Genomic DNA, 20,119 nt, shown 5'->3' with positions numbered 1-20,119 from the left:
CGGTGACGTGGGCGTACGGGGCGGCGAGAGCGGCCTGCTCCGGCTGCTCCGGTCGGCTGCCGTCGAAGGCGGTGTAGCCGGCGCCGCGGAACAGCGCCGCGGCGGCGTGCATGACGGCCAGCTGTGCGGGATCGCCCGTGTCGAGGCGGCGCAGGTAGTCGCCGTAGGGCTCGTCGGCGGGCCACGGGGCTCCGAGGAGCTCGGTGCGGGCGCGGAAGGCGGCGACCGTCTCGGCGTCCGCGGGCGGCATCGTGCGGAGGATCCCGACTCCGGCGTCGAGCATCATCGTCGCGGCGGCCATGCCCGTCAGGAGCGACACCTGCGCGTTCCAGTCCTCGGACTCGAGGGGTGCGCGGCGCTCGACGCGGTAGCGGCCGTCGTCGGCGACGATCTCCTCCTCGGGCAGCGTCAGGCTCGCGCCGCCCCGCTCCGACTCGCGTGCCCGGCGCTCGCGGCCGAACCAGGGCAGCAGGGCGATCGAGGGATACAGGACGCCGTTCCCGGCGTCGCGCTGCACTCCCGCGTAGTCCAGGCGCGCGACGCTGGCGACCAGGGCCCGCTCGACGCGGACGGAGCGAGGCTCGGCGTCCGGCCCGAGCTCGACGGTCCAGACCAGGGCGCGGCGCCGCTGCTCGGGGAGCAGGGACGCGGCTCCCTCCGAGAGCACGGCGGGATGCAGGGGGACCCTGCCGTCGGGCAGGTAGTAGGTCTGCGTGCGGCGGCGCGTCTCGGCGTCGAGGGCGCCTCCGGGCCGAACGACGGCGGGGACGTCGGCGATCGCGTAGCGGAGGACGGCGCCGCCGGGGGACTCCTCGAGGTGGAGCGCCTGATCGAGGTCGAGGGAGCCGGGCGGGTCGATCGTGACGAACGGGATCGCCGTGAGATCGATCCGGCCGTCGTCGTCGGCCGTGCGGTCGGCCGCCGCGGCTTCCGCCAGGGCGTCCGCGGGGAAATCGCCCGGCAGGTCGTTCTCGGCTCGGACGGCGGCCAGCGCGCGATCGACGTCGGAGTCGGGGCGGGGGAGGCGGAGACGGCGGCGGGTCACGGCGCCACGCTACCCGTGTCCTCCGACGCCCGCCCTCGGCTCACGCGTGCGGGAGGAGGTAGCCGTCCTCGGGAGTGCCCGTCGCCAGACCGTCGGCGAGGAGCCCGGCGAGAGCCCGGTCGAGCTGCTCGGCGTCCGGCCAGAGCGAGCGCACCTCCGCCTCGGTGACGGGACCGTGCGACGCCCTGAGCTCCGCGAGCACCAGGCCGCGGACCTGCCGGTCCGACCCCTCGAACCTCTTCTGGCGCGCCTTCACGGGCCCGTCGTAGGCCGGGTAGCCCTCCGCGCGCCAGCGGCAGGAGTCGCGGATCGGGCAGACGTCGCAGCGCGGGGAGCGTGCGGTGCAGACGATCGCGCCCAGCTCCATCATCCCGGCGTTGAAGACGGCCGACTCGGTGACGTCGTCGGGCAGCAGCGCCTCCATGGCCGCGAGATCCGGAGTCGTGCGCGGCGGACCGGGCTCGCCGGATCCGGCGACGGCCCGGGCGATCACCCGCCTCACGTTCGTGTCCACGACGGGATGGCGACGGCCGTAGGCGAAGACGGCGACGGCGCGCGCGGTGTAGTCGCCGACCCCGGGGAGGGCGAGGAGCGCGTCGACGTCCTCGGGCACGACGTTGCCGTGCTCGTCGGCGATCGCGACGGCGCACCCGTGCAGACGGAGGGCGCGGCGCGGGTAGCCGAGCGACTGCCAGGCGCGGACGGCCTCGCCCGAGGGCACGGCCGCGAGGTCGGCGGGCGTCGGCCACCGGCGGGCCATTCGTCCAGGCGGGGGATCACGCGGACGACCGGCGTCTGCTGGAGCATGAACTCGCTGACGAGGGTCCCCAGGCGGGGAAGCCCTCCCGGCGCCACGGCAGGTCGCGGGCGTCGCGGCGGAACCACTCGACGATCGCGGGGGCGAATGCGGCGGGCATCCGACCAGCGTAGGCGCTGCCGCGTATCGTGGACGGATGACGAAGTGGGCTCCGCAGAAGGTCGATGTGCTCGACGCGCTCGCGGTGGAGGTGCTGCACAACTACGCCAGGGGTCGCGTCGCCGTCGCGATCGACAGCGACGATCCCGTGGTCTCGGCGTCCTTCGCGGACGATCTCGCTGCGGCTCTCGCCCGGGCGGGCCACGGTGCGTTCGTCGCGCATCTGAGCGACTTCCAGCGGGCGCGGACGGAGCGGGAGGACGCCTCCGTGCCGGAGGAGGAGCGCGCCTACCGCCTGCGCTACGACTACGAGCTCCTGCGCCGCGTGCTGCTCGACCCGTTCAAGCTCGGCGGCAGCACCGGCTTCGTGCTCGCGGCCTTCGACTCCGTGCGGGACGAGCCGAGGCAGCCGCGCTGGCGCACGGCGGGCCGCGACGCGGTGCTCCTCGTCGACGGCGAGTTCGCGCTGCGCCCGGAGCTGCGCGGAGCGTGGAACCTCGGCATCCGGCTCGACACCCAGGAGCCGCCGGTCGACCCCGCCTACCGGGCGAGCACGGATCCGCGCCGGCTCGCGCCGGTGCTGATCGACGTCCGCGATCCGGAGCACCCGCGCCGCGTCTTCGCCGACTCCTGCTGAGCCGGCCCGACGTCGAGACGGCCGAGGCCCGCCGGGCCACCTCGTCGGGAGCGAGGAACGCGCCCGAGCGCTCCACCTCGTGCACGAGCTCGACGAGGAGCTGGTTGACCGGGGCCTCCCGGCCGAGCCGGTGCGCGGGTGCGCACGACGGCCCCCGCGAGGTGGTCGATCTCGCTGGGCACGCCGCGGCGGATGCTCTGGAGCGTGGATCCGGGGTTCGGCACGTCGCCCATGCCCTTCGCCATCCTCCGGGGCAGGAGCTCGACCACCGGGAGGGGGCGGCCGCCAGAGCGCGGACCGCGGTCTCCGAGAGTCCTTGCAGAGCGCCGAAGCGGACCCCGGAGGCGAGGCCGGTGCGGGCCGCCTCCTTCATCGCGCGGGCGAGCAGTCGGCGCAGTCGCGGCTCGGCGATCGTCTCCCGCACCGAGAGCCCCGTGATCGCGGGCAGCGCGTTCACCTCGTTGATCAGGAGCTTCGTCCACTGCGCGCCGAGGAAGTCGTCGGTGACCGCGACGGGCACCGCCTCGCCGAGCACGGCGGCTGCGCGCCGCACCTCGTCGTCGGCCGGCCTGCCGGGGACTCCGAGAGTCGTGGTCGCGGGAGCCGTCACGGTGACGCGCCCCGGCTCGAGGTGGCTGGCGGCGAAGAGGGCGAGAGCGCCCACGAGGGAGGCGTCGCGCACCTGCCGGGCGGCTGCCTGGAGCCCGTCGAGGCCGTTCTGCACGACAACGATCAGCGCGCCGTCGACCGTGCGCCGATTCGCGCGCAGCGCGTCCTCGGCGTCCTGGGCCTTCGTGCAGAGGAAGGCGACGTCCGGGACCAGGTCGAGCGTCTCGCCCGTCCTGACCCACGCGGTGTGCTCGCCCCACGCCCCGTCGAGGCGGATGCCGGAGCGCCGGATCGCGGTGAGGTGCGCTCCTCGGGCGGTCGCCTCGACGTCGTGCCCGGCCCGGTCGAGGAGGGCGGCGATCGTTCCGCCGACGGCGCCCGTCCCGAGTACTGCGATCCTCATCCGACCAGCCTAGGACGGCGCGGTCGCCGCCTGCTCCCGCGGCTCGCTCCCGACCGGCGCGTGTATCCTCGCACCCGTGTTCGCGACCCCCACTCCTCCGGTGACGGCCCCGAACGGGATCCTCCTGCTGGACAAGCCCGGTGGCATCACCAGCCACGACCTCGTCTCGCGGACCCGGCGCCGCGCCGGCACGCGCAAGGTGGGTCACGCCGGCACGCTCGACCCGATGGCGACCGGCCTGATGATCCTGGGCCTGGGTCCGTCGACCCGACTGCTCACGTACCTCGTGGGCCTCGACAAGGAGTACGAGGCGACGATCCGCCTCGGCGCCTCCACCACGACGGACGACCGCGAGGGCTACGTGCTCGAGAGCGCGCCGCCGGCCGCGGTCGCCGCGATCGGCGAGAGGTCCGTGGACGCCGGGATCGCGGGGCTCACGGGCGCGATCGAGCAGATCCCGAGCTCGGTCAGCGCGATCAAGATCGACGGACGCCGCGCCTACGCCCGCGCCCGCGACGGCGAGGAGGTCGTGATCCCCGCGCGTCCCGTCACGGTGAGCGCCTTCGACGTCCTCGCCCGCCGCGAGGTCGACGGCTTCCTCGACCTCGACGTCCGGGTCACCTGCTCGTCCGGCACCTACATCCGCGCCCTCGCCCGCGACCTCGGCGCCGTGCTCGGAGTCGGGGGGCACCTGACCGCGCTGCGCCGCACGGCCGTCGGCCCGTTCGCGGTCGCCGCGGCCGGCGAGATCGACGAGCTGGACGTCCCGACCGCTCTGCTCACTCCGACCTCCGTGGCGGCCGAGCTCTTCCCGCTGCTGCGGCTGGACGCGCAGTCCTCCGCGGACCTGGCGAACGGCAAGCGGATCGCGGTCCCGGAGGAGCTGCGCGACTCCACGGGGCTGCTGGCCGCCGTCGCCCCGGGGAGAGGCTCATCGGTCTCGCCGAGCGCCGCGGCTCGGTTCTCAAGAGCGTCGTCAACTTCCCGACGGAGGACGTGCGGGCGGTCGCGCCGTGATCGAGTGGTTCACGATCGTGCAGGTGGCGGTCGCCGTCGCGGCGGGACTGCTCTGCCTGATCCTCGGGCTCCTGAACCGCCGCCCGTCCGACGTGTCGGTCGGCGCGACCGCGATCGTCGAGCTCCTGCTGATCGTGCAGCTGGCCGTCGCGATCGTCTCGCCTCTGATCGGCAACAACCCCTCCGGCAGTCTGCCGGAGTACTACATCTACCTGATCTCGGCGCTCCTGCTGCCGCTCGCGGCCGGATTCTGGGCCCTGATTGAGCGCACGCGGTGGAGCACGGTGATCCTCGGAGCCGCCTGCCTCTCGATCGCGGTCATGGTGTACCGCATGCACCAGATCTGGTTCGTCCAGGTCGCGTGAGGCGTCCGGGCCGGCGCCCGGCTTCGAGCGCCTAGCATTGACTCTGCGATGTCCACACACTCCAGCGAGGCCGAGGATCGGGGCGCCTCCACCCCGAACCGGCCGTCCCGTCCCGTCCGCTCCACCCGCTCGAGGGGGTCGGCAGCCTGCTCGTCACGGTCTACGGGATCCTCGCCCTGGCAGCGACCGGCCGCTCGGTCTTCCAGATCATCGACCGCTTCGACGAGGCCCCGCTCGCGTTCTCGCTCTCGGCCCTCTCGGCCGTCGTCTACATCGTCGCGACCGTGGCGCTCGTCGCGCGCGGGGCGTTCTGGCAGCGGGTGGCGTGGGTCACCATCACCTTCGAGCTCGTCGGCGTCGTCGTCGTCGGAGCGATCAGCGTCCTCGCACCCGAGCTGCTCGGCCTGACGAGCGTCGACCCCTTCGGCCGCCAGTCGACCGTCTGGTCGGCCTTCGGCGCGGGCTACCTGCTCATCCCGCTCGTCCTGCCGGTCCTGGGTCTCTGGTGGCTGCGCGTGCAGGGCCGCAGGAGCGCGCTCTGATGCGCGTCGAGACGCGAGCGCAGGACCTCGCCGGGGTCGGCCCCTCCGCGGTGACGATCGGCAAGTTCGACGGTGTCCACTCCGGGCACCGCGCCGTGATCGGCACGCTGCACGAGCGGGCGCGCGAGCGCGGACTCGCCGCCGTCGTCGTGACCTTCGATCGCAACCCGCTGAGCGTGATCGCCCCCGAGAAGTGCCCGCCCGCGCTCGTCGGCAACGAGCAGAAGCTGGAGCTGCTCGCCGGCACGGGCGTGGACGCGACGCTGCTGCTCACCTTCGACGAAGAGTTCCGCTCGCTCTCGCCCGAGGAGTTCGTGCAGCAGATCCTGGTGGACGCGCTCGAGGCGCGCGTCGTGCTCGTCGGCTCCGACTTCCGGTTCGGCGCCCGGGGTGCCGGCGGCATCGACCTGCTCCGGGCGCTCGGCGCCGAGCACGGCTTCGAGGTCGAGCTCATCGACGACGTGCGGCCCGAGCACGGCCGCCGCGTCTCCTCCACCTGGATCCGCGACCTGCTCGCCGAGGGCGACGTGGAGCACGCCACCCGCCTGCTCGGTCACGAGCCGGTCGTCCGCGGCGTCGTCGTGCACGGGGCCAAGCGCGGGCGGGAGCTGGGCTTCCCGACGGCGAACCTGTCGCCGGAGTCGCAGGGCCTGATCCCCGCCGACGGCGTCTACGCCGGGCGCCTGAGCGTCGAGGGGCGCACCTACCCCGCTGCGATCTCCGTGGGGAGCAATCCCACCTTCATCGGGGTCCCGCCCAAGCAGGTCGAGGCGTTCGTGCTCGATCAGACGCTCGACCTCTACGACCGGATCGTCGACGTCGCCTTCGTCTCGAGGATCCGCGGCATGGTCGCCTACGAGGGCGTCGAGCCGCTCATCCGGCAGATGAACGACGACGTGAGCCGCGTCCGCACGGTCCTCGGCAAGTCCTAGCAGCGCAGGACCGCCCGCACCAGCGGGGGAGGCGCCCAGGGCATCGGCGTACGGTGGCCGACATGAGCGAATCCTCCTCCGATCCGTCGCGCCCGCTGGCGCTCGTCACCGGTGCGACCGGCTACATCGGCGGCCGGCTCACCCCGCGCCTGCTGGAAGCGGGCTTCCGCGTGCGGGTCCTCGTCCGGGATCCGCGCAAGCTCGCCGAGGTGCCGTGGTCCGAGCAGGTCGAGGTCGCCCAGGGCGATCTGGGCGATGCGGAGTCGCTGACCGCCGCGTTCGAGGGCGTCTCGGTCCTCTACTACCTCGTCCACTCGATGGGCTCGGGAGCCGACCACGCCAAGTTCGAGGAGATCGAGAGCAGGGCGGCGACGAACGTCGCCGAGGCCGCTCTCGCCGCCGGCGTCGACCGCATCGTCTACCTCGGCGGTCTGCACCCCGAGGGCCAGGAGCTGTCGAAGCACCTGCGCTCGCGGGCCGAGGTCGGCCGGATCCTGATGGAGTCGGGCGTGCCGACCATCGCGCTCCAGGCCGGCGTGATCATCGGCTCCGGCTCGACGTCCTTCGAGATGGTGCGCCATCTGACGGACATCCTGCCCTACATGCCCGCCCCGCAGTGGGTGCGCAACTTCATCCAGCCGATCGCCGTGCGCGACGTGCTGCACTACCTCATCGGTGCGGCGTCGCTCGAGGACCGTACGCTCAACCGCACCTTCGACATCGGCGGTCCGGACGTGCTCCGCTACGGGCAGATGATGAACGGCTACGCGGTCGAGGCCGGGCTGCCGCAGCGGCCGATCGCCTCCCTCCCCGTCTTCACCCCGTGGCTCGCGTCGCAGTGGGTCAACCTCGTGACGCCGATCCCGCGCTCGCTGGCGGTGCCGATCATCGCCTCCCTGCAGTACGACTGCATCGTGCGGGAGCAGGACATCCGCTCGCTCATCCCCGATCCCGAGGGCGGGCTCACGCCCTACCGGCGCTCGGTCCGGCTGGCGCTGGGCAAGATGCAGGCCGGCGAGATCGAGACGAGCTGGCAGAACGCCGAGGTCTCCGGCGCACCGAGCGATCCGCTGCCGAGCGACCCCGAGTGGGCGGGCCACACGGTCTACGTCGACCGCAAGGAGCGTCGCACCGACGCCGACCCGGCGAAGCTCTGGCGCGTCATCGAGGGCATCGGCGGCACCAACGGCTGGTACTCCTTCCCGCTCGCCTGGGCGATCCGCGGGTGGATGGACAAGCTCGTCGGGGAGTGGGCCTGCAGCGCGGGCGCCGCGACTCGAGCGCCTGCACGCGGGAGACGCGCTCGACTTCTGGCGCGTCGAGGCGATCGAGCGGCCCACGCTGCTCCGCCTCCGCGCCGAGATGAAGGTGCCGGGTGGAGCGTGGCTCGAGATGCGCGCGGAGCCCTCCGAGGGCGGCGGATCGCTCTACACGCAGCGCGCCGTCTTCTTCCCTCAGGGCCTCGCGGGACGCCTCTACTGGCTCGCCGTCCTGCCGTTCCACGGCATCGTCTTCAACGGCATGGCGAACCGGATCACCGCCACAGCGCTCGATCTGCCGGACTCCGGTGACGAGCGGTCCCTGGCGGGCGCGGGGCGCAGCGGTGACAATGGAGACTCCGGAGAGCAGCGACACCGCCTCCGGACCGAACGAGAGGAGCACGATGAGCGAGCCGTCGGACACGGACGCGGGGCGCGATCTCCAGCTGGGGAAGGTCCTCTTCGTCGGGGACAGCATCATCCAGGCCGGGGCCTGGGACGAGTGGCTCACCTCGTCGACGGTCGTCGACGAGGGCCGCGAGAGGGCGACCACCGCGGACATAGTGGCGCGTCTGCCCGAACTGGTCGAGCAGGCCCCCGACACGGTGGTGCTGCTCATCGGCACCAACGATCTCGCCTGGCACCGCACCACCGAGCACATCGTCCGGAACATCGAGACGATCGTCGCCACTTCTGCGCCGGGACCTCCCGGACGTGCGGCTCCTGGTCAACTCGGTCCTGCCGCGCGGGCACGAGTTCGCGCCGCAGATCCGGGACGTGAACCGCCACCTCTGGCAGTTCGCCCCCACGGCGCACGCCGCGTACCTCGACCTCTGGCCCGTCTTCGCGACGGAGGACGGGGCGATGGACGACCGGTACAGCCCGGACCGCCTGCACCTGAACGAGGACGGCTACGCCGCCTGGCGCGGGGCGCTGGGGCCGGCGCTCGACGCGCTGCTGCGGATGCCGCCGCGCACCCGCCCGATCACGCTGCCGTTCGACGAGTTCGCGCGGCCCAAGACGGCCTAGCCCTCACGCGCCTGCCGGATCCCGAGGGGCTCGGCGGCGCTCACTCTCGTCCCGCTCCCTCCTCCGTGTGCGGGACGAGAGGACGCAGCTCGGGGTTTCGATGCGACCGGTGATCAGGGCGAGCGCGCGCATGAACTCCGCGAGCGCCTCGTCCGAGAAGAGCACGAAGCGCACCTCGACGATCGGATCGTCGTCGGTCGTCGCCGCGCGGACGGACTCGACCGCGACCCTCGCCGCGTCGTCCATCGGCCAGCCGTAGACGCCGGCCGAGATCGCGGGGAACGCGACGGTCCGCGCGCCGAGGCCCCGGGCCACTGCGATCGACTCGGCGTACGCGGAGGCGAGCACGGCGGTGCGGTCCTCGCTCCGCGAGTGGACGGGGCCGACGGTGTGCACCACCCAGCGCGCGGGCAGGCGCCCGGCGGTCGTGGCGACCGCGGACCCGGCCGGCAGGCCGTCGCGCAGCGTGCTCGCGCGCAGACGGCGGCACTCCTCGAGGATCTCCGGCCCGCCCGCGCGGTGGATCGCTCCGTCCACCCCTCCTCCGCCCAGGAGGGAGGAGTTCGCGGCGTTGACGACCACGTCGACGTCCTCGCGGGTGATGTCGCCGCGGAGGGCGACGAGGCGGGTCATGAGCGGTTGTTGGAGAGCTCGAAGATCTTCACGAGCTCGGCGATCGCCGCCTCGCGCGCCTCACCGCCCTCGTCGAACATCGTCGTCACGTGCGTGCGCAGGTGGTTCTCGACGATGAGCTTGTTGAGCGAACCCAGCGACTTCTGGATCGCGAGGGACTGCGTGACGATGTCGACGCAGTAGTCCTCGTTCTCGATCATCTTCGCGAGGCCGCGCATCTGCCCCTCGAGGATGCGCGCGCGGTGGAGGGACCGTTTCTTCAGATCGTCGATCACCCGGCCAGCCTACGCCGACGACCGCATACCCGGCGGGGGTATCGGCCCGGAGCGCCGCGTACGATCGAGGAGTGAACGCAGCTCCCACGTCCCGCGGCCCCGCCGGCCGCTATCCGTCCCGCGGCACCGCGAGGATGGCGCTGGCCCCGGGAGTGCTCGCCGCGATCGTGCTGCTCGCCGGGCTCGCCCTCGTCGGCGGCGACGCCTACGACTTCGTGCGGTACCCGGTCGCGATCCTCGCGGCGGTGATCGGCTGGTTCGCGATCCAGGCGCGCTCCCTCCTCTGGCTCGTCGGACTCGTGCCGATCCTCGTGCTGTGGAACCCGGTCCTGCCCTTCGACTTCCCCGACCAGGTCTGGGCCTCCCTCCACCTCGCCGCGGTGGGCGTCGTGGTCGCCGCCGGTCTGATCATCAAGGTCCCCGTCGCGGAGTAGGCCCGGCGCCTGCTCGGGGTAGGATGGGGTCGCACCCGCGCGCCGGGGATGCTGCGACCGGGTCTCAGATCCGTTGCTCGGAGCTCCCGACGGCCATCGGATGCACTGACGCCGTCCGCCTCCTCGGAGGCCGGGTGGCCAGCGCAAGACACTTTCAGTGCAATGCCGACGGTAGAGCCCGGGAACCCCTCCTGCGCCCCGTCGAACGTCGAGGAGGAGCATGGCTCGCAGCGGCCAGCGTCAGTCCGGTGGTCAGACGCGTCGTACGAGACGCGGCCGGGAGCAGGCCGCGGTCGCGGCCCCGCGGAGGCGACAACGCCGGGATCATCCCGATCCTCGCGCGACGCGTCCGCGAGGTGGAAGCAGAAGGCGCAGACCGGCAAGGTCGGCCCGACCAACCGCACGAGGTTCCTCGTCATCGCCCTGCTCATGCGCGAGGAGCGCAAGCGCGTCAAGGTCGACACCGAGCTGAGCGACTCGCAGCGCGCCGAGGAGATGAAGCGCCTGGACGGCATCGCGACCATCCTCGCGAAGACCGCCGCCCGCGACACGAGCCTCATCAGCCTCCTGGAGTCCGAGGCCGGCTACACCCCCGCCGCGCAGAAGCTCCGCCGCGACTGGCTGCTCGAGGCCGGTGCCGAGCTGAGCCCCGACGAGCTGCTGATCGTGACCGAGCCGGAGCCCAAGCCGGAGGCGCCGGTCAACCAGGTCGTCCCGCCGTCGGTGCGCGCGCGCCAGTTGGCCAACCCGTTCCTGCCGCCGGACTTCTCGATCGCCGCCGCCCCGGCTCCCACCCGACGTCGACTCGACGACTGGGAGCTGCTCGGTCCGCTCTTCAAGGCGTTCGAGTACGGAGCGGGCGGCCGCGCCGCGAGCATGGAGCTGCCGGAGCCGCCCGCGATCGACCGGGTCTCGCCCCGCGGCCGCGAGCTCATGGCCCACCAGGCGCGCTTCATCGGGAGTGCGCGCGGGGCCACCGCAGCTTCCTGCTCGCCGACGAGCCGGGTCTGGGCAAGACCGCGCAGAGCCTGCTCGCCGCCTCGGTCACCGGGTCCTACCCGCTGCTCGCCGTCGTGCCCAACGTCGTCAAGATGAACTGGGCCCGCGAGGTCGAGCACTGGACCCCGCACCGCCGCGCCACCGTCATCCACGGCGACGGCACCACCCTCGACGCGTTCGCCGACGTCGTCATCGTCAACTACGACATCCTCGACCGCCACCTGGGCTGGCTCGGGAGCCTCGGCTTCCGCGGCATGGTCGTCGACGAGGCGCACTTCATCAAGAACCTGCGCTCGCAGCGGTCGCAGAGCGTGCTCGCGCTCGCGTCGAAGATCCGCGAGACGACTCCCGGCCACGACCCGCTGATGATCGCCCTCACGGGAACGCCGCTCATCAACGACGTGGACGACTTCCGCGCGATCTGGCGCTTCCTGGGCTGGATCGACGAGACCAAGCCCGGGCCCGACCTGATGCGCAGCCTCGAGGAGACCGGTCTGACCCCGGCCGACACCGGCTTCTACCCCGAGGCGCGCGAGGCGGTCATCGACCTCGGCATCGTGCGGCGGAAGAAGATCGACGTCGCCGCCGACCTGCCCTCGAAGCGGATCGTCGACCTGCCCGTCGAGCTCGACGACGACCTCGGCCGCTCCATCCAGAAGGCCGAGCGCGAGCTCGGCGCCGGATGCTGCAGCGGTACAAGGCCGTCACCGCCTCGATCACGCACGAGCTCGACTCGGACGAGAGCGAGCGGTTCATCCATCGTCGCGCAGAGCGAGCTCGAGGAGTCGAAGTCGGCGAAGACCGGCGAGAACGTCTTCACCATGGTGCGCCGCATCGGCCAGGCCAAGGCCGCGCTGGCCGCGGACTACGCCTCGCAGCTGGCCCGCTCGGTCGGCAAGGTCGTGTTCTTCGCCAAGCACGTCGACGTGATGGACCAGGCCGAGGAGACCTTCGAGAAGCGCGAGCTCGCGTCCGTCTCGATCCGCGGCGACCAGACGGCGACGTTCCGGCAGTCGCAGATCGACGCCTTCAACACCGACCCCGACGTCTCGGTCGCGGTCTGCTCGCTGACGGCGGCGGGAGTCGGCGTCAATCTGCAGGCCTCCTCGAACGTGGTCCTCGCGGAGCTCTCGTGGACCTCCGCCGAGCAGACGCAGGCGATCGACAGGGTGCACCGCATCGGCCAGGAGGAGCCGGTCACGGCCTGGCGCATCATCGCGGCGCACACGATCGACGCGAAGATCGCCGAGCTGATCGACGCCAAGGCGGGCCTCGCCGCCCGCGCGCTCGACGGCGCGGACGCCGAGACCGCCTCGGCCGACACGGTTCAGCTGGACGCGCTCATGCACGTCCTCCGCGAGGCGATCGGCTGAGCGGAGCCGCGAAGAAGTCGCGCTCGAAGCGGCTGGAGCGCAGGAACGCGTCGCGCATGGCGGCGCGCTCCGTCGCTCCGGCCCGTGCGGCTGCGGCCTCGGTGACGGCGATCGCCCTCGCGGTCGCGGCGGCGAATCCGGGGTCGGCGTAGGTCGAGAGCCAGTCCTCGTAGGGGTGCCCCGGCCGGTTCGCCGCCGCCAGTCGCTCGCCGATATCGGCGTAGAGCTGGAAGCACGGCAGCAGCGCGGCGACGAGCTCGCCGTAGCCGCCCCTTGCTCCGACGGCCGCCAGATGGTCGACGTAGCCCCGGGTGGTGTCGGAGGGCTCGTCCCATCGGCTGCCGAGCCGATCGCGGTGCAGCTGAGCCTCCGTCGCGATCGCCTGCGCGAGGCTCTCGGCCCAGAAGACCTGCTCCTCGGCGCTCGGCGCCCGCTGGGCGGCCACGGCGAGCACGCGGGCGTACTCCGAGAGGTAGAGCGCGTCCTGCGCGAGGTACCACTCGAAGTCGTCGCGCTCGAGCGTGCCGTCGCCGAGGGCGGTGACGAAGGGCAGGGCGTCGATCTCGCGGCGCAGCGGCTCGGTCTCGGTCCACACCGCCTCGCAGAAGGCGGGCGTGCGGAGCCGGTGGAAGTGGTCGATCGGCCCGTTGCCGGTGCCGACCTCGAGGGCGTCGGCGCCGCGGAGTGCGCCGGTCAGCCACTCCTTCGCCTCGGTGAGCGCTGCCGCGAGGTCGTCGACGGCACCCGTCCGGCCGACGAGGAGCACGGCCATGGCGGAGGAGAGCGAGCAGCCGGTGCCGTGCGTGTTCGAGGTGGGGACGCGCTCGCCCGGGGTCTCGCGGGTCTCGCCGGAGGGCGTGACGATCGCGTCCGGAGTCGACGGGCCGTCGAGATGCCCGCCCTTCACCAGCACGGCGGTGCCGAGCGTGCGGGCGACGTCCGCGCCCTGCCGGAGCGCCTCGGCCCAGTCCCCGGCCTCCTCGGCGCCGGCCAGCACGGCGAGCTCCGGGAGGTTGGGGGTGACGAGATGCGCCCGGCGGACGAGCTCGCGGACGCTCTCCTCGGCCTCGGGGTCGAGCAGACGATGACCGCTCGTGGCGATCATGACCGGATCGACGACCACGAGCGGCGGACGGACCGCGTCGAGCCAGTCCGCTATCCCCGTGCCGATCGCGGCGGTCGCGATCATGCCGATCTTCACGGCGTCGATCGCGACGTCGTCGCTCACCGCGTCGAGCTGCTCGCGGAGGAACGTCACCGGAGGCAGGTGCACGGAGCGGACCCCGTGCGTGTTCTGCGCGACGAGAGCCGTGACCACCGCCATGCCGTAGCCGCCGAGCACGCCGATCGACTTGAGGTCGGCCTGGATGCCCGCACCGCCCGTCGGATCGGTGCCCGCGATGCTGAGCACGCGCGGGATGCGCGCGGTCACCGGTCCCACTCCGCGAGCAGGGTCGCAGCGGCGGCTGCGGGATCCTCCGCCGTGCAGATCGCCGAGACGACAGCGAGGCCGGCGGCCCCGCGGCGCGCAGGGCCGCCGCATCGTGCAGGCCCACGCCGCCGATGGCGACGCAGGGGAGCGGAGTCGCGGCCGCGAGATCCGCGAACCCGTCGATCCCGAGCGGTACCGGGTGGTCGGGCTTCGTCGCGGTCGGCCGGATCACTCCGACGCCCAGGTAGTCGACGGTACCCGCGGGCAGGGCGTGCACGGCCTCGAGGTGCGCGGGCGTGTTCGCCGTCAGTCCGAGGACGGCGTCCGGGCCCAGGAGCTGCCGGGCGGCGAGGACGGGCAGGTCTGACTGCCCGAGGTGGACCCGTGCACCCGCGCTCCGGCCAGGCGGGCGGCGAGGGCGACGTCGACGCGATCGTCCACCACGAGGGTCGTGCGCTCGTCGAGCACGTCGGCGACGGCGAGGACGAGGGCGAGCAGCTCGGCGGCCGAGGCGTCGTGGTCGCGGATCTGGACAGTGCGGACGCCACCCAGGACCGCGGCGGACACGACGGCCGGCACGCCGCGCGCTCCGCACTGCCGCGTGTCGGTGACGAGGTAAAGGGAGAGGTCGAGGGCGCTCACGCGATCCTCGCCCCCTGCGCGACGACGGACGCGTCGAGGGAGGAGACCTCGTCGAGGAGGGCCACGGCGAACGAGCCGGGACCGGCCGCGGTGCGCGCCGCGCGCTCGGCGGCCATCCCCCAGACGACCGAGCCCGCGACGGCGGCGCGGAGGGCGGCTCCGGGGGCGGGGTCGGCGGCGCCGAGGAAGGCGGCCATCACGGCGCCGAGGGCGCAGCCTCCGCCCGTGACGCGGGTCAGCAGCGGGTGCCCGCCGGTGACACGGACGACCGCGACTCCGTCGGTGACGACGTCGACGGGGCCGGAGACAGCGACGGCGGCTCCCGTGCGCCGGGCGAGTTCCTTCGCGGCGTCGAGCGCATCCTCGGCCCCGTCGACGGCGTCGACACCCCGACCGCCGGCACCGAGACCGGCGAGGGCGAGGATCTCGGAGGCGTTGCCGCGGATGATCGAGGGCCCCTGGTCGAGGATCTCGGCGGCGAAGGCGGTGCGGACCGGCAGTGGCCCGACGGCGACCGGATCGAGCACCCAGAGCGGCCCGGTCGCGATCGCCTCCCGCGCCCCGGAGCGCTGCTCTGACCCGGGCGTCCCGAGATTCACGAGCGTCGCCGACGCGAGCCCGGCGAAGACGCCCGCCTCGCCCGGGAGATCGGCCATGGCGGGGCTCGCCCCCAGGGCGAGGAGGCTGTTGGCGGTGAATCCGGTCACCACCGCGTTGGTGATGCACTGGACGAGTGGCGCCCTGCGGCGCAGCTCCTCGAGATCGCGGCCGACGGCGGCCCCGTCGAGGTCGTGGAGGGTCGGGTGGGCAGGCGTGCGAATGCTCATTCGCGACATCCCTTCGCTAGTACGAACTAGATCAGGTTCAACGGGTCTTCTCTCAGCCCAGGCGGGCACCCCGTGTCACTGCGCACGACCCTAGTGCCTGGCGACCACGATCTCGCCGTGCCCGCGACGGCGATCCCGAGTCGTCCGGTCACCAGCAGCTGGTCGGAGAGTTTCGGGCGGCGAGCACGACGGCAGGAGCGAGCGGGACGAGCTCGATCTCCCGTGCGCCGCAGGAGCAGAGTAGATAACCGACGACCCCTCGCTGGTCGAGTGGCGGGAGAGTCGGGTCCAGCGGTGCTCGTGCATGCACCGATGCTCTCGTAAGGGATCGGAGGCGTTCAACCATTACAGTCGGCGGATGACCTTCGACCACCGGCACCAGGTCGGTCCGCGACTCGCGGCCGCGCTGGTGAACGCCGCGCCCGACGACCCGATCGAGCCGCTGCTGCAGGCGCAGGGCGTCCGCGAGCCGGGCCTCGCTCCGTCCGACACGCTGGCGCTGCGGGACTGGGCGGCGCGGCTGCGGCGCGTCTTCGCGGCCGGCTCGGTCCAGGCGCGCTGCGGCGAGGTGAACGGCCTGCTCGCGGAGGTCGCCGGATCGCTGTTCGTCGCCACCCACGACGGGATGCCGCCGCATCTGCACCTCGTTCCCGACGGCAGTGACGTCGTCACCCGGGTGCGCTCGGTGACCGCAGGAGGTCTCGCCTTCTTCGTGTCCGCGGCGGCGGGGCTCCGGATGGGCGTCTGCGCCCGAGGAGGCTGCGACCGGGTGTTCGTCGACGAGTCCCGCGCCGGCCGGCAGCGCTACTGCTCCGCGCGCTGCGGCAACACGGACGCGGTCGCGAGGCACCGGTCCTCGAGGCCCTAGTGCAGGGTCGCAGTGCGGGGAGCGCGGCCGGGGCAGAACTGCAGGGAGCGGCGCTCAGTCGGTGCGCAGCGTGCTGTCGCCGCGGGCGCCCACCACGACGCGGAGCCCGATCGGCAGCCGCTCGCGCATCGCGTCGACGTGGCTGATGAGCCCGATCGTGCGACCGCCGGACCGCAGCGCGTCGAGCGTGCCCAGCGCGGTCTCGAGGGTCTCGGCGTCGAGCGAGCCGAAGCCCTCGTCGATGAACATCGTCTCGAGCGTGATGCCGCCCGACTGGGCCGTGACGACGTCGGCGAGACCGAGGGCGAGCGCGAGTGACGCGAGGAACGTCTCGCCTCCCGAGAGCGAGGCGGGCTGGCGGCGCACGCCTGTGAACGCGTCGAGCACCTCGATCCCGAGGCCGGAGGAGGCGTTGCGGTAGGCGAGGGAGTCGTCGTGGAGCAGCGAGTAGCGGCCGCTCGTCATCGCGCCGAGGCGGAGGTTCGCCGCGCCCACGATCTCCTCGAGGCGGCCCGCGAGCGCGAACGCCTCGAGATCCATGCGACGCGTGTTCTGCCCGCGCCCGTCGATCGTCTCGGCGAGCGCGCGCAGCTCCTCGTGCCGACGGAGCCGGCCCTCGAGCGAGAGCAGCCTGCTCTCGGCGAGGGCGGCCAGCTCGGCCAGTCGTGCGGCGCGGTGCTCGAGCACCGAGAGCCGCGAGCGCGCCTCGTCGCGGCGGGCGGAGGCGAGCCGGGCCGCTTCCTCGGCGCCGGCGAGGTCGACGGGGGTCGTGGGCAGCCCCTGCAGCTCGGGCTCCGCGAGTACCGCGTCGACGGCGGCCCGGCGCCGTTCGTGCTCGGCGACGACGGCCTCGGCCCGCGCACGCTCGCCCGCGGTGAGCGCCGCCGCCTCGGCGGAGGCCGCGCCTCGAAGCCGCGCTCGGCGAGCACCGACGCGAGGTGCTCCTGCGCCTCATCGGCGGCACGGGTGCGCACGACCAGGAGGTCCTCCGCCGCCACGAGGGCATCGGCGACGCGGCGCCGCTCGGTCAGCTCGGCCACGCGGGAGGCGATGCTGTCGGCGCCGTCGCGCTGCGCCCTCGACCCTCTCGAGGAGGGTCCGCAGCGCCTCGGCCGCGATCGTCGCCTCCCGGGTCAGGCGGTCGTCGTCGGTGCGGGCGCTCTCGCGGAGCGCGGTCAGCTCGTCGAGCCGGCGGCGCAGCGTGCCGCGCTCGCTCCGCAGGGCTTCGCAGCGCGACGCGGCGGCGCGGGCGGTGGCCAGCCGCTCGCGCCCCTCGATCAGCGCGAGGTCGAGAGAGGCCGGAGTGTCCACTCCCGCCCGCTCCTCGAGCGCGGCGAGCGCGAGCGCCGCGGTGCTCTCGCGATCACGGGCGCGGTCCATGGTCCGAGCGGCCGCGTCGACCGCTGCCCGGGCCCGGTCGAGGTCCTCGGTCGAGACCGGGGCGAGGTCGCCGTGCTCGGCCGGACGCGGGTGCTCGTGAGCACCGCAGACGGGGCAGGGCTCCCCGGGGACCAGGGCCGTGGCGAGCTCCCCGGCGAAGCCGGCGAACCGGCGGGAGACGAGGGCCGAGTGCTCGGCCGCGAGGTCGCGGTGCCGGCGTCCGGTCTCGGCGTAGGCCGTGCGGAGCGACGCGAGCGACGACGCGGCGGCCTCGCGCTCGACGGCGGCCGCGATCCGTCGCTCCAGCGCGGCGAGCTCCTCGGTGCGGGAGGGACGGTCGCCGCCTGGGGAGTGAGCGACTCCTCCTCCGCGGCGAGGGCGTCGAGCCGGACCGGCAGCCCCTTCAGCTCGTCATCGAGCCGCTCGAGCGAGGCGAGAGCCTTCGCACGAGCGCGCTCGGCCCGCTCCACCGCCTTCTCGGCATCGGGGATCCGGCGCTCCTCGGCGAGGGCCTCCGCCAGTGCTCCCAAGCGGCGCCCGAGAGCCTCCGACCGGTCGGCGGCCCCGGCTCGCTCGGCGGGCTCCGCGAGCACGGCGCCGAACAGCTCGGCCGCGCCGTCTCGCTCGGCGGCCGCCCTCTCGGCCGCGGTGCGGGCGGACGCCGCCGACCGGAGCACCGGGAGTACTCCGTCGGCCCGACGTGCGAGCTCGACGCGCTCGCGCTGGGCGACGACGACGGCCTCGGCGACCGCGAGCTCCTCGCTCTCGCGCAGGGCTCGGGAGCGGCGATCCTGGGCGCGACGGAGGAGCGACGCGGCGTCGAGGGCCGCCCGCGCCTCGATCTGCGCGTCGTCGGCCCGATCGACGTCCGACCGCGCCTCGAGGAGCGCCGGCGCGAGGGAGGCGACGAGACCCGCGAACCACGCCGCATCGATCACCTCGCCCTCCTCCGTCCTGCCCAGGCGGCGCGCCTCGTCGGCGAGGGCCGCGACGGCCGACCTCTCCTCCTCGAGGGCGGCGGCGCTCTCCTGCCGCTGATCGAGCAGGCGCCGCCGGAGCAGCTCGTAGCGCTCGGTGGCGAAGAGCGTGCGCAGCAGCTTCTGCCGCTCGTCGTTCTTGGCGAGGAGGAACTCGTGGAAGCGGTTCTGCGCCAGCAGGATCACCTGCAGGAACTGGTCCTTCGTCAGCCCGACGATGCGGCCGATCTCGATCCCCGTCTCCTTCGCGCTGGAGGAGACGCCGCTCCAGGAGCCGCCCACGCACTCCAGGAGCGAGACCTTCGCCGCCTGTCGCGTCGTGCCGCCCCCGCGCTTGGCCGGGCGCTCGTACTCGGGCGAGCGCCGGATCCGGTAGAGCCGCCCCGCGGCCTCGAAGTCGAGTTCGGCGAACGTCTCGTCCTCGGGCGCGCTGTGATCGCTCAGAGTCGTGCCGACGTGCCGTCGAAGCGGGGCACGGAGCCGTAGAGGGCGAAGCTGATCGCGTCGAGGATCGTCGACTTGCCCGCGCCGGTGCGGCCCGCGATGAGGTAGATGCCGACGTCCTCGAGTCCGGTCGAAGTCGATCTCCTGAGGGTCGCGGAACGGTCCGAGTCCGGCGAAGGCGAGGCGCCGGATCCTCACCGCAGGGCCTCGGCGTCGACCGCCGCGAGAGCGTCGAGGACGATCCCGCGCTCGGCGTCGGAGGCGCCGCGGCCGCGCACGTGGGCGAGGAAGTCGTCGACGATCTCGACGTCGCTGCGCCCGCGGATCCGCTCGGCGTAGGCGGTCGGCTCGCCGGCGGGCGCGCTCGGCGGCCGGTGCTCCAGGGTCACGCAGCCGGGGAATCGGGACTGCAGACGCGCCATCGCGTCGAGGGGGCGCACCTCGTCGGTCAGCACGGCCGAGACCCAGTCCTGCTCCTCCTGCGCGAGCGTCGGATCGGCCAGCAGCTCGTCGAGCCGCCCCTCGATCACGCTGAGCCTGCGGGGCACGGGAAGCGGCGACCAGCGGACGTCCTGCAGCCCGTCGGCGCCGACCTCCACGATCCAGCCGCCGCGGGGCTTCGCCGCCTCGCCGAAGGAGTAGTGCAGGGGCGCACCGGAGTAGCGGACGTTCGGCAGCAGCTCGGCCCGGCCGTGGATGTGCCCGAGAGCGGCGTAGTCGGCGTCGGCGAAGTGGTCGACCGAGACGTAGTCGATGCCCCCGGCGGTGATGTCGCGCTCGACGGTGCCGGCGGGCGCGCCGACGGCGAAGCAGTGCGAGAGGACGACCCAGCGTCGCCCGGCGGCCCCGGCCGAGGCGCGGATCCGCCGCATCGCGAAGGCGAGGACGTCCTCGTGCCGGCGGAGCGACTCCTCGGGGTGCCGGTGGCGGTAGAGCGCCGGCTCGAGGTAGGGGATGCCGTAGACGCCGACCTCCCCGTGCTCGTCGCGGAGCACGACCGGCTCGGCGTACGCCTCGGGATCGGTGAGCACGTGGACGCCGGAGGTGCGCAGGAGCCCGGCCTGGAAGCCCAGCCGCGCGG

17 protein-coding genes, 8 pseudogenes and 1 riboswitch are annotated in these 20,119 nt (G+C 73.6%); of the genes and pseudogenes, 12 read left to right on the top strand and 13 right to left on the bottom strand.

The window, feature by feature from the left end:
• Positions 1–37: 37 nt before the first annotated feature.
• A pseudogene (locus AC0CII_RS07565) lies at positions 38–1,045 on the bottom strand (RNB domain-containing ribonuclease); the annotation flags it as partial.
• Between the two features lie 40 nt (positions 1,046–1,085).
• Positions 1,086–1,962, bottom strand: a pseudogene (locus AC0CII_RS07560) (HhH-GPD family protein).
• Between the two features lie 36 nt (positions 1,963–1,998).
• On the opposite strand from AC0CII_RS07560, the gene AC0CII_RS07555 reads away from it, so the two are divergent.
• On the top strand, positions 1,999–2,598 hold the full coding sequence (locus tag AC0CII_RS07555) for a nucleoside/nucleotide kinase family protein (protein ID WP_465225589.1): 600 nt from the start codon (positions 1,999–2,001) through the stop codon (positions 2,596–2,598).
• A gap of 328 nt (positions 2,599–2,926) precedes the next feature.
• Here the strand turns inward: AC0CII_RS07555 and AC0CII_RS07550 are convergent.
• Positions 2,927–3,610 (bottom strand): annotated as a pseudogene (locus AC0CII_RS07550) (ketopantoate reductase family protein); the annotation flags it as partial.
• Positions 3,611–3,686: 76 nt separating this feature from the next.
• On the opposite strand from AC0CII_RS07550, the pseudogene truB reads away from it, so the two are divergent.
• The 7 genes and pseudogenes from truB to AC0CII_RS07515 all read left to right on the top strand — a co-directional run.
• A pseudogene (gene truB, locus AC0CII_RS07545) lies at positions 3,687–4,316 on the top strand (tRNA pseudouridine(55) synthase TruB); the annotation flags it as partial.
• 307 nt (positions 4,317–4,623) lie between these two features.
• Positions 4,624–4,992, top strand: a complete 369-nt coding sequence (locus tag AC0CII_RS07540; RefSeq protein ID WP_207402524.1) for a hypothetical protein — start codon at positions 4,624–4,626, stop codon at positions 4,990–4,992.
• Positions 4,993–5,138: 146 nt separating this feature from the next.
• Positions 5,139–5,534: a hypothetical protein gene (locus tag AC0CII_RS07535; RefSeq protein WP_465228028.1), complete on the top strand. Its 396-nt coding sequence runs from the start codon at positions 5,139–5,141 to the stop codon at positions 5,532–5,534.
• Positions 5,534–6,466 (top strand): bifunctional riboflavin kinase/FAD synthetase, encoded by a 933-nt coding sequence (locus tag AC0CII_RS07530; RefSeq protein ID WP_465225592.1) that lies wholly within the window; start codon positions 5,534–5,536, stop codon positions 6,464–6,466. Before AC0CII_RS07535 ends, AC0CII_RS07530 begins: the two co-directional genes overlap by 1 nt.
• Before the next feature lie 62 nt (positions 6,467–6,528).
• Positions 6,529–7,930 (top strand): annotated as a pseudogene (locus tag AC0CII_RS07525) (SDR family oxidoreductase); the annotation flags it as partial.
• 145 nt (positions 7,931–8,075) lie between these two features.
• Positions 8,076–8,360 (top strand): annotated as a pseudogene (locus AC0CII_RS07520) (SGNH/GDSL hydrolase family protein); the annotation flags it as partial.
• Between the two features lie 79 nt (positions 8,361–8,439).
• Positions 8,440–8,754 (top strand): GDSL-type esterase/lipase family protein, encoded by a 315-nt coding sequence (locus tag AC0CII_RS07515; RefSeq protein ID WP_465228988.1) that lies wholly within the window; start codon positions 8,440–8,442, stop codon positions 8,752–8,754.
• Positions 8,755–8,874: 120 nt separating this feature from the next.
• Here the strand turns inward: AC0CII_RS07515 and AC0CII_RS07510 are convergent.
• Together AC0CII_RS07510 and AC0CII_RS07505 are read right to left on the bottom strand one after the other, a co-directional pair.
• Positions 8,875–9,387, bottom strand: a pseudogene (locus tag AC0CII_RS07510) (O-acetyl-ADP-ribose deacetylase); the annotation flags it as partial.
• Positions 9,384–9,662 carry a metal-sensitive transcriptional regulator gene (locus AC0CII_RS07505; RefSeq protein ID WP_055794622.1) on the bottom strand — a complete coding sequence of 93 codons (279 nt, stop codon included), beginning with the start codon at positions 9,660–9,662 and terminating at the stop codon, positions 9,384–9,386. The gene AC0CII_RS07505 and the pseudogene AC0CII_RS07510, both read right to left, overlap by 4 nt.
• A gap of 71 nt (positions 9,663–9,733) precedes the next feature.
• On the opposite strand from AC0CII_RS07505, the gene AC0CII_RS07500 reads away from it, so the two are divergent.
• The 3 genes from AC0CII_RS07500 (at position 9,734) to AC0CII_RS07490 (ending at position 12,468) form a co-directional block, all read left to right on the top strand.
• Entirely contained in the window at positions 9,734–10,096 is a 363-nt protein-coding gene (locus AC0CII_RS07500) for a DUF6804 family protein (RefSeq protein WP_307786013.1), read from the top strand.
• Between the two features lie 162 nt (positions 10,097–10,258).
• Entirely contained in the window at positions 10,259–11,191 is a 933-nt protein-coding gene (locus AC0CII_RS07495) for a hypothetical protein (protein ID WP_465229109.1), read from the top strand.
• Positions 11,083–12,468 carry a DEAD/DEAH box helicase gene (locus AC0CII_RS07490; protein WP_465229093.1) on the top strand — a complete coding sequence of 462 codons (1,386 nt, stop codon included), beginning with the start codon at positions 11,083–11,085 and terminating at the stop codon, positions 12,466–12,468. The genes AC0CII_RS07495 and AC0CII_RS07490 overlap by 109 nt, the downstream gene beginning before the upstream one ends.
• On the opposite strand, the gene thiD is transcribed toward AC0CII_RS07490, so the two are convergent.
• The 4 genes and pseudogenes from thiD to thiM form a co-directional block, all read right to left on the bottom strand.
• The gene (gene thiD / locus AC0CII_RS07485; protein WP_465228987.1) at positions 12,437–13,900 is read right to left on the bottom strand and encodes a bifunctional hydroxymethylpyrimidine kinase/phosphomethylpyrimidine kinase; all 1,464 of its coding nucleotides are present in this window, start codon (positions 13,898–13,900) and stop codon (positions 12,437–12,439) included. The genes AC0CII_RS07490 and thiD overlap by 32 nt on opposite strands.
• Positions 13,901–14,045: 145 nt before the next feature.
• Positions 14,046–14,234: pseudogene (locus AC0CII_RS07480) on the bottom strand (thiamine phosphate synthase); the annotation flags it as partial.
• On the bottom strand, positions 14,207–14,542 hold the full coding sequence (locus AC0CII_RS07475) for a thiamine phosphate synthase (RefSeq protein WP_465228986.1): 336 nt from the start codon (positions 14,540–14,542) through the stop codon (positions 14,207–14,209). The pseudogene AC0CII_RS07480 and the gene AC0CII_RS07475, both read right to left, overlap by 28 nt.
• Positions 14,539–15,369 carry a hydroxyethylthiazole kinase gene (gene thiM / locus AC0CII_RS07470; RefSeq protein WP_207402517.1) on the bottom strand — a complete coding sequence of 277 codons (831 nt, stop codon included), beginning with the start codon at positions 15,367–15,369 and terminating at the stop codon, positions 14,539–14,541. The genes AC0CII_RS07475 and thiM overlap by 4 nt, the downstream gene beginning before the upstream one ends.
• Positions 15,361–15,452, bottom strand: a riboswitch (TPP riboswitch). Its footprint overlaps the gene before it by 9 nt.
• Before the next feature lie 275 nt (positions 15,453–15,727).
• On the opposite strand from thiM, the gene AC0CII_RS07465 reads away from it, so the two are divergent.
• Positions 15,728–16,237, top strand: coding sequence for a CGNR zinc finger domain-containing protein (locus AC0CII_RS07465; protein WP_465225597.1), 510 nt, complete (start codon positions 15,728–15,730; stop codon positions 16,235–16,237).
• A gap of 54 nt (positions 16,238–16,291) precedes the next feature.
• On the opposite strand, the gene AC0CII_RS07460 is transcribed toward AC0CII_RS07465, so the two are convergent.
• The 4 genes from AC0CII_RS07460 to AC0CII_RS07445 form a co-directional block, all read right to left on the bottom strand.
• The gene (locus tag AC0CII_RS07460; protein WP_465228985.1) at positions 16,292–16,924 is read right to left on the bottom strand and encodes an SbcC/MukB-like Walker B domain-containing protein; all 633 of its coding nucleotides are present in this window, start codon (positions 16,922–16,924) and stop codon (positions 16,292–16,294) included.
• A 264-nt stretch (positions 16,925–17,188) separates the two neighbouring features.
• The gene (locus tag AC0CII_RS07455) at positions 17,189–17,548 is read right to left on the bottom strand and encodes a hypothetical protein (protein WP_465228984.1); all 360 of its coding nucleotides are present in this window, start codon (positions 17,546–17,548) and stop codon (positions 17,189–17,191) included.
• Positions 17,515–19,236 (bottom strand): sbcc family protein, encoded by a 1,722-nt coding sequence (locus AC0CII_RS07450; RefSeq protein WP_465228983.1) that lies wholly within the window; start codon positions 19,234–19,236, stop codon positions 17,515–17,517. The genes AC0CII_RS07455 and AC0CII_RS07450 overlap by 34 nt, the downstream gene beginning before the upstream one ends.
• Positions 19,233–20,069: an exonuclease SbcCD subunit D gene (locus tag AC0CII_RS07445; RefSeq protein ID WP_465228982.1), complete on the bottom strand. Its 837-nt coding sequence runs from the start codon at positions 20,067–20,069 to the stop codon at positions 19,233–19,235. Before AC0CII_RS07445 ends, AC0CII_RS07450 begins: the two co-directional genes overlap by 4 nt.
• Positions 20,070–20,119 lie beyond the last annotated feature (50 nt).

Source organism: Rathayibacter sp. AC182 (assembly GCF_979253875.1).
The sequence above is the reverse complement of the archived record's forward strand: the minus strand, read 5'-3'. Positions and strand labels throughout refer to the sequence as shown.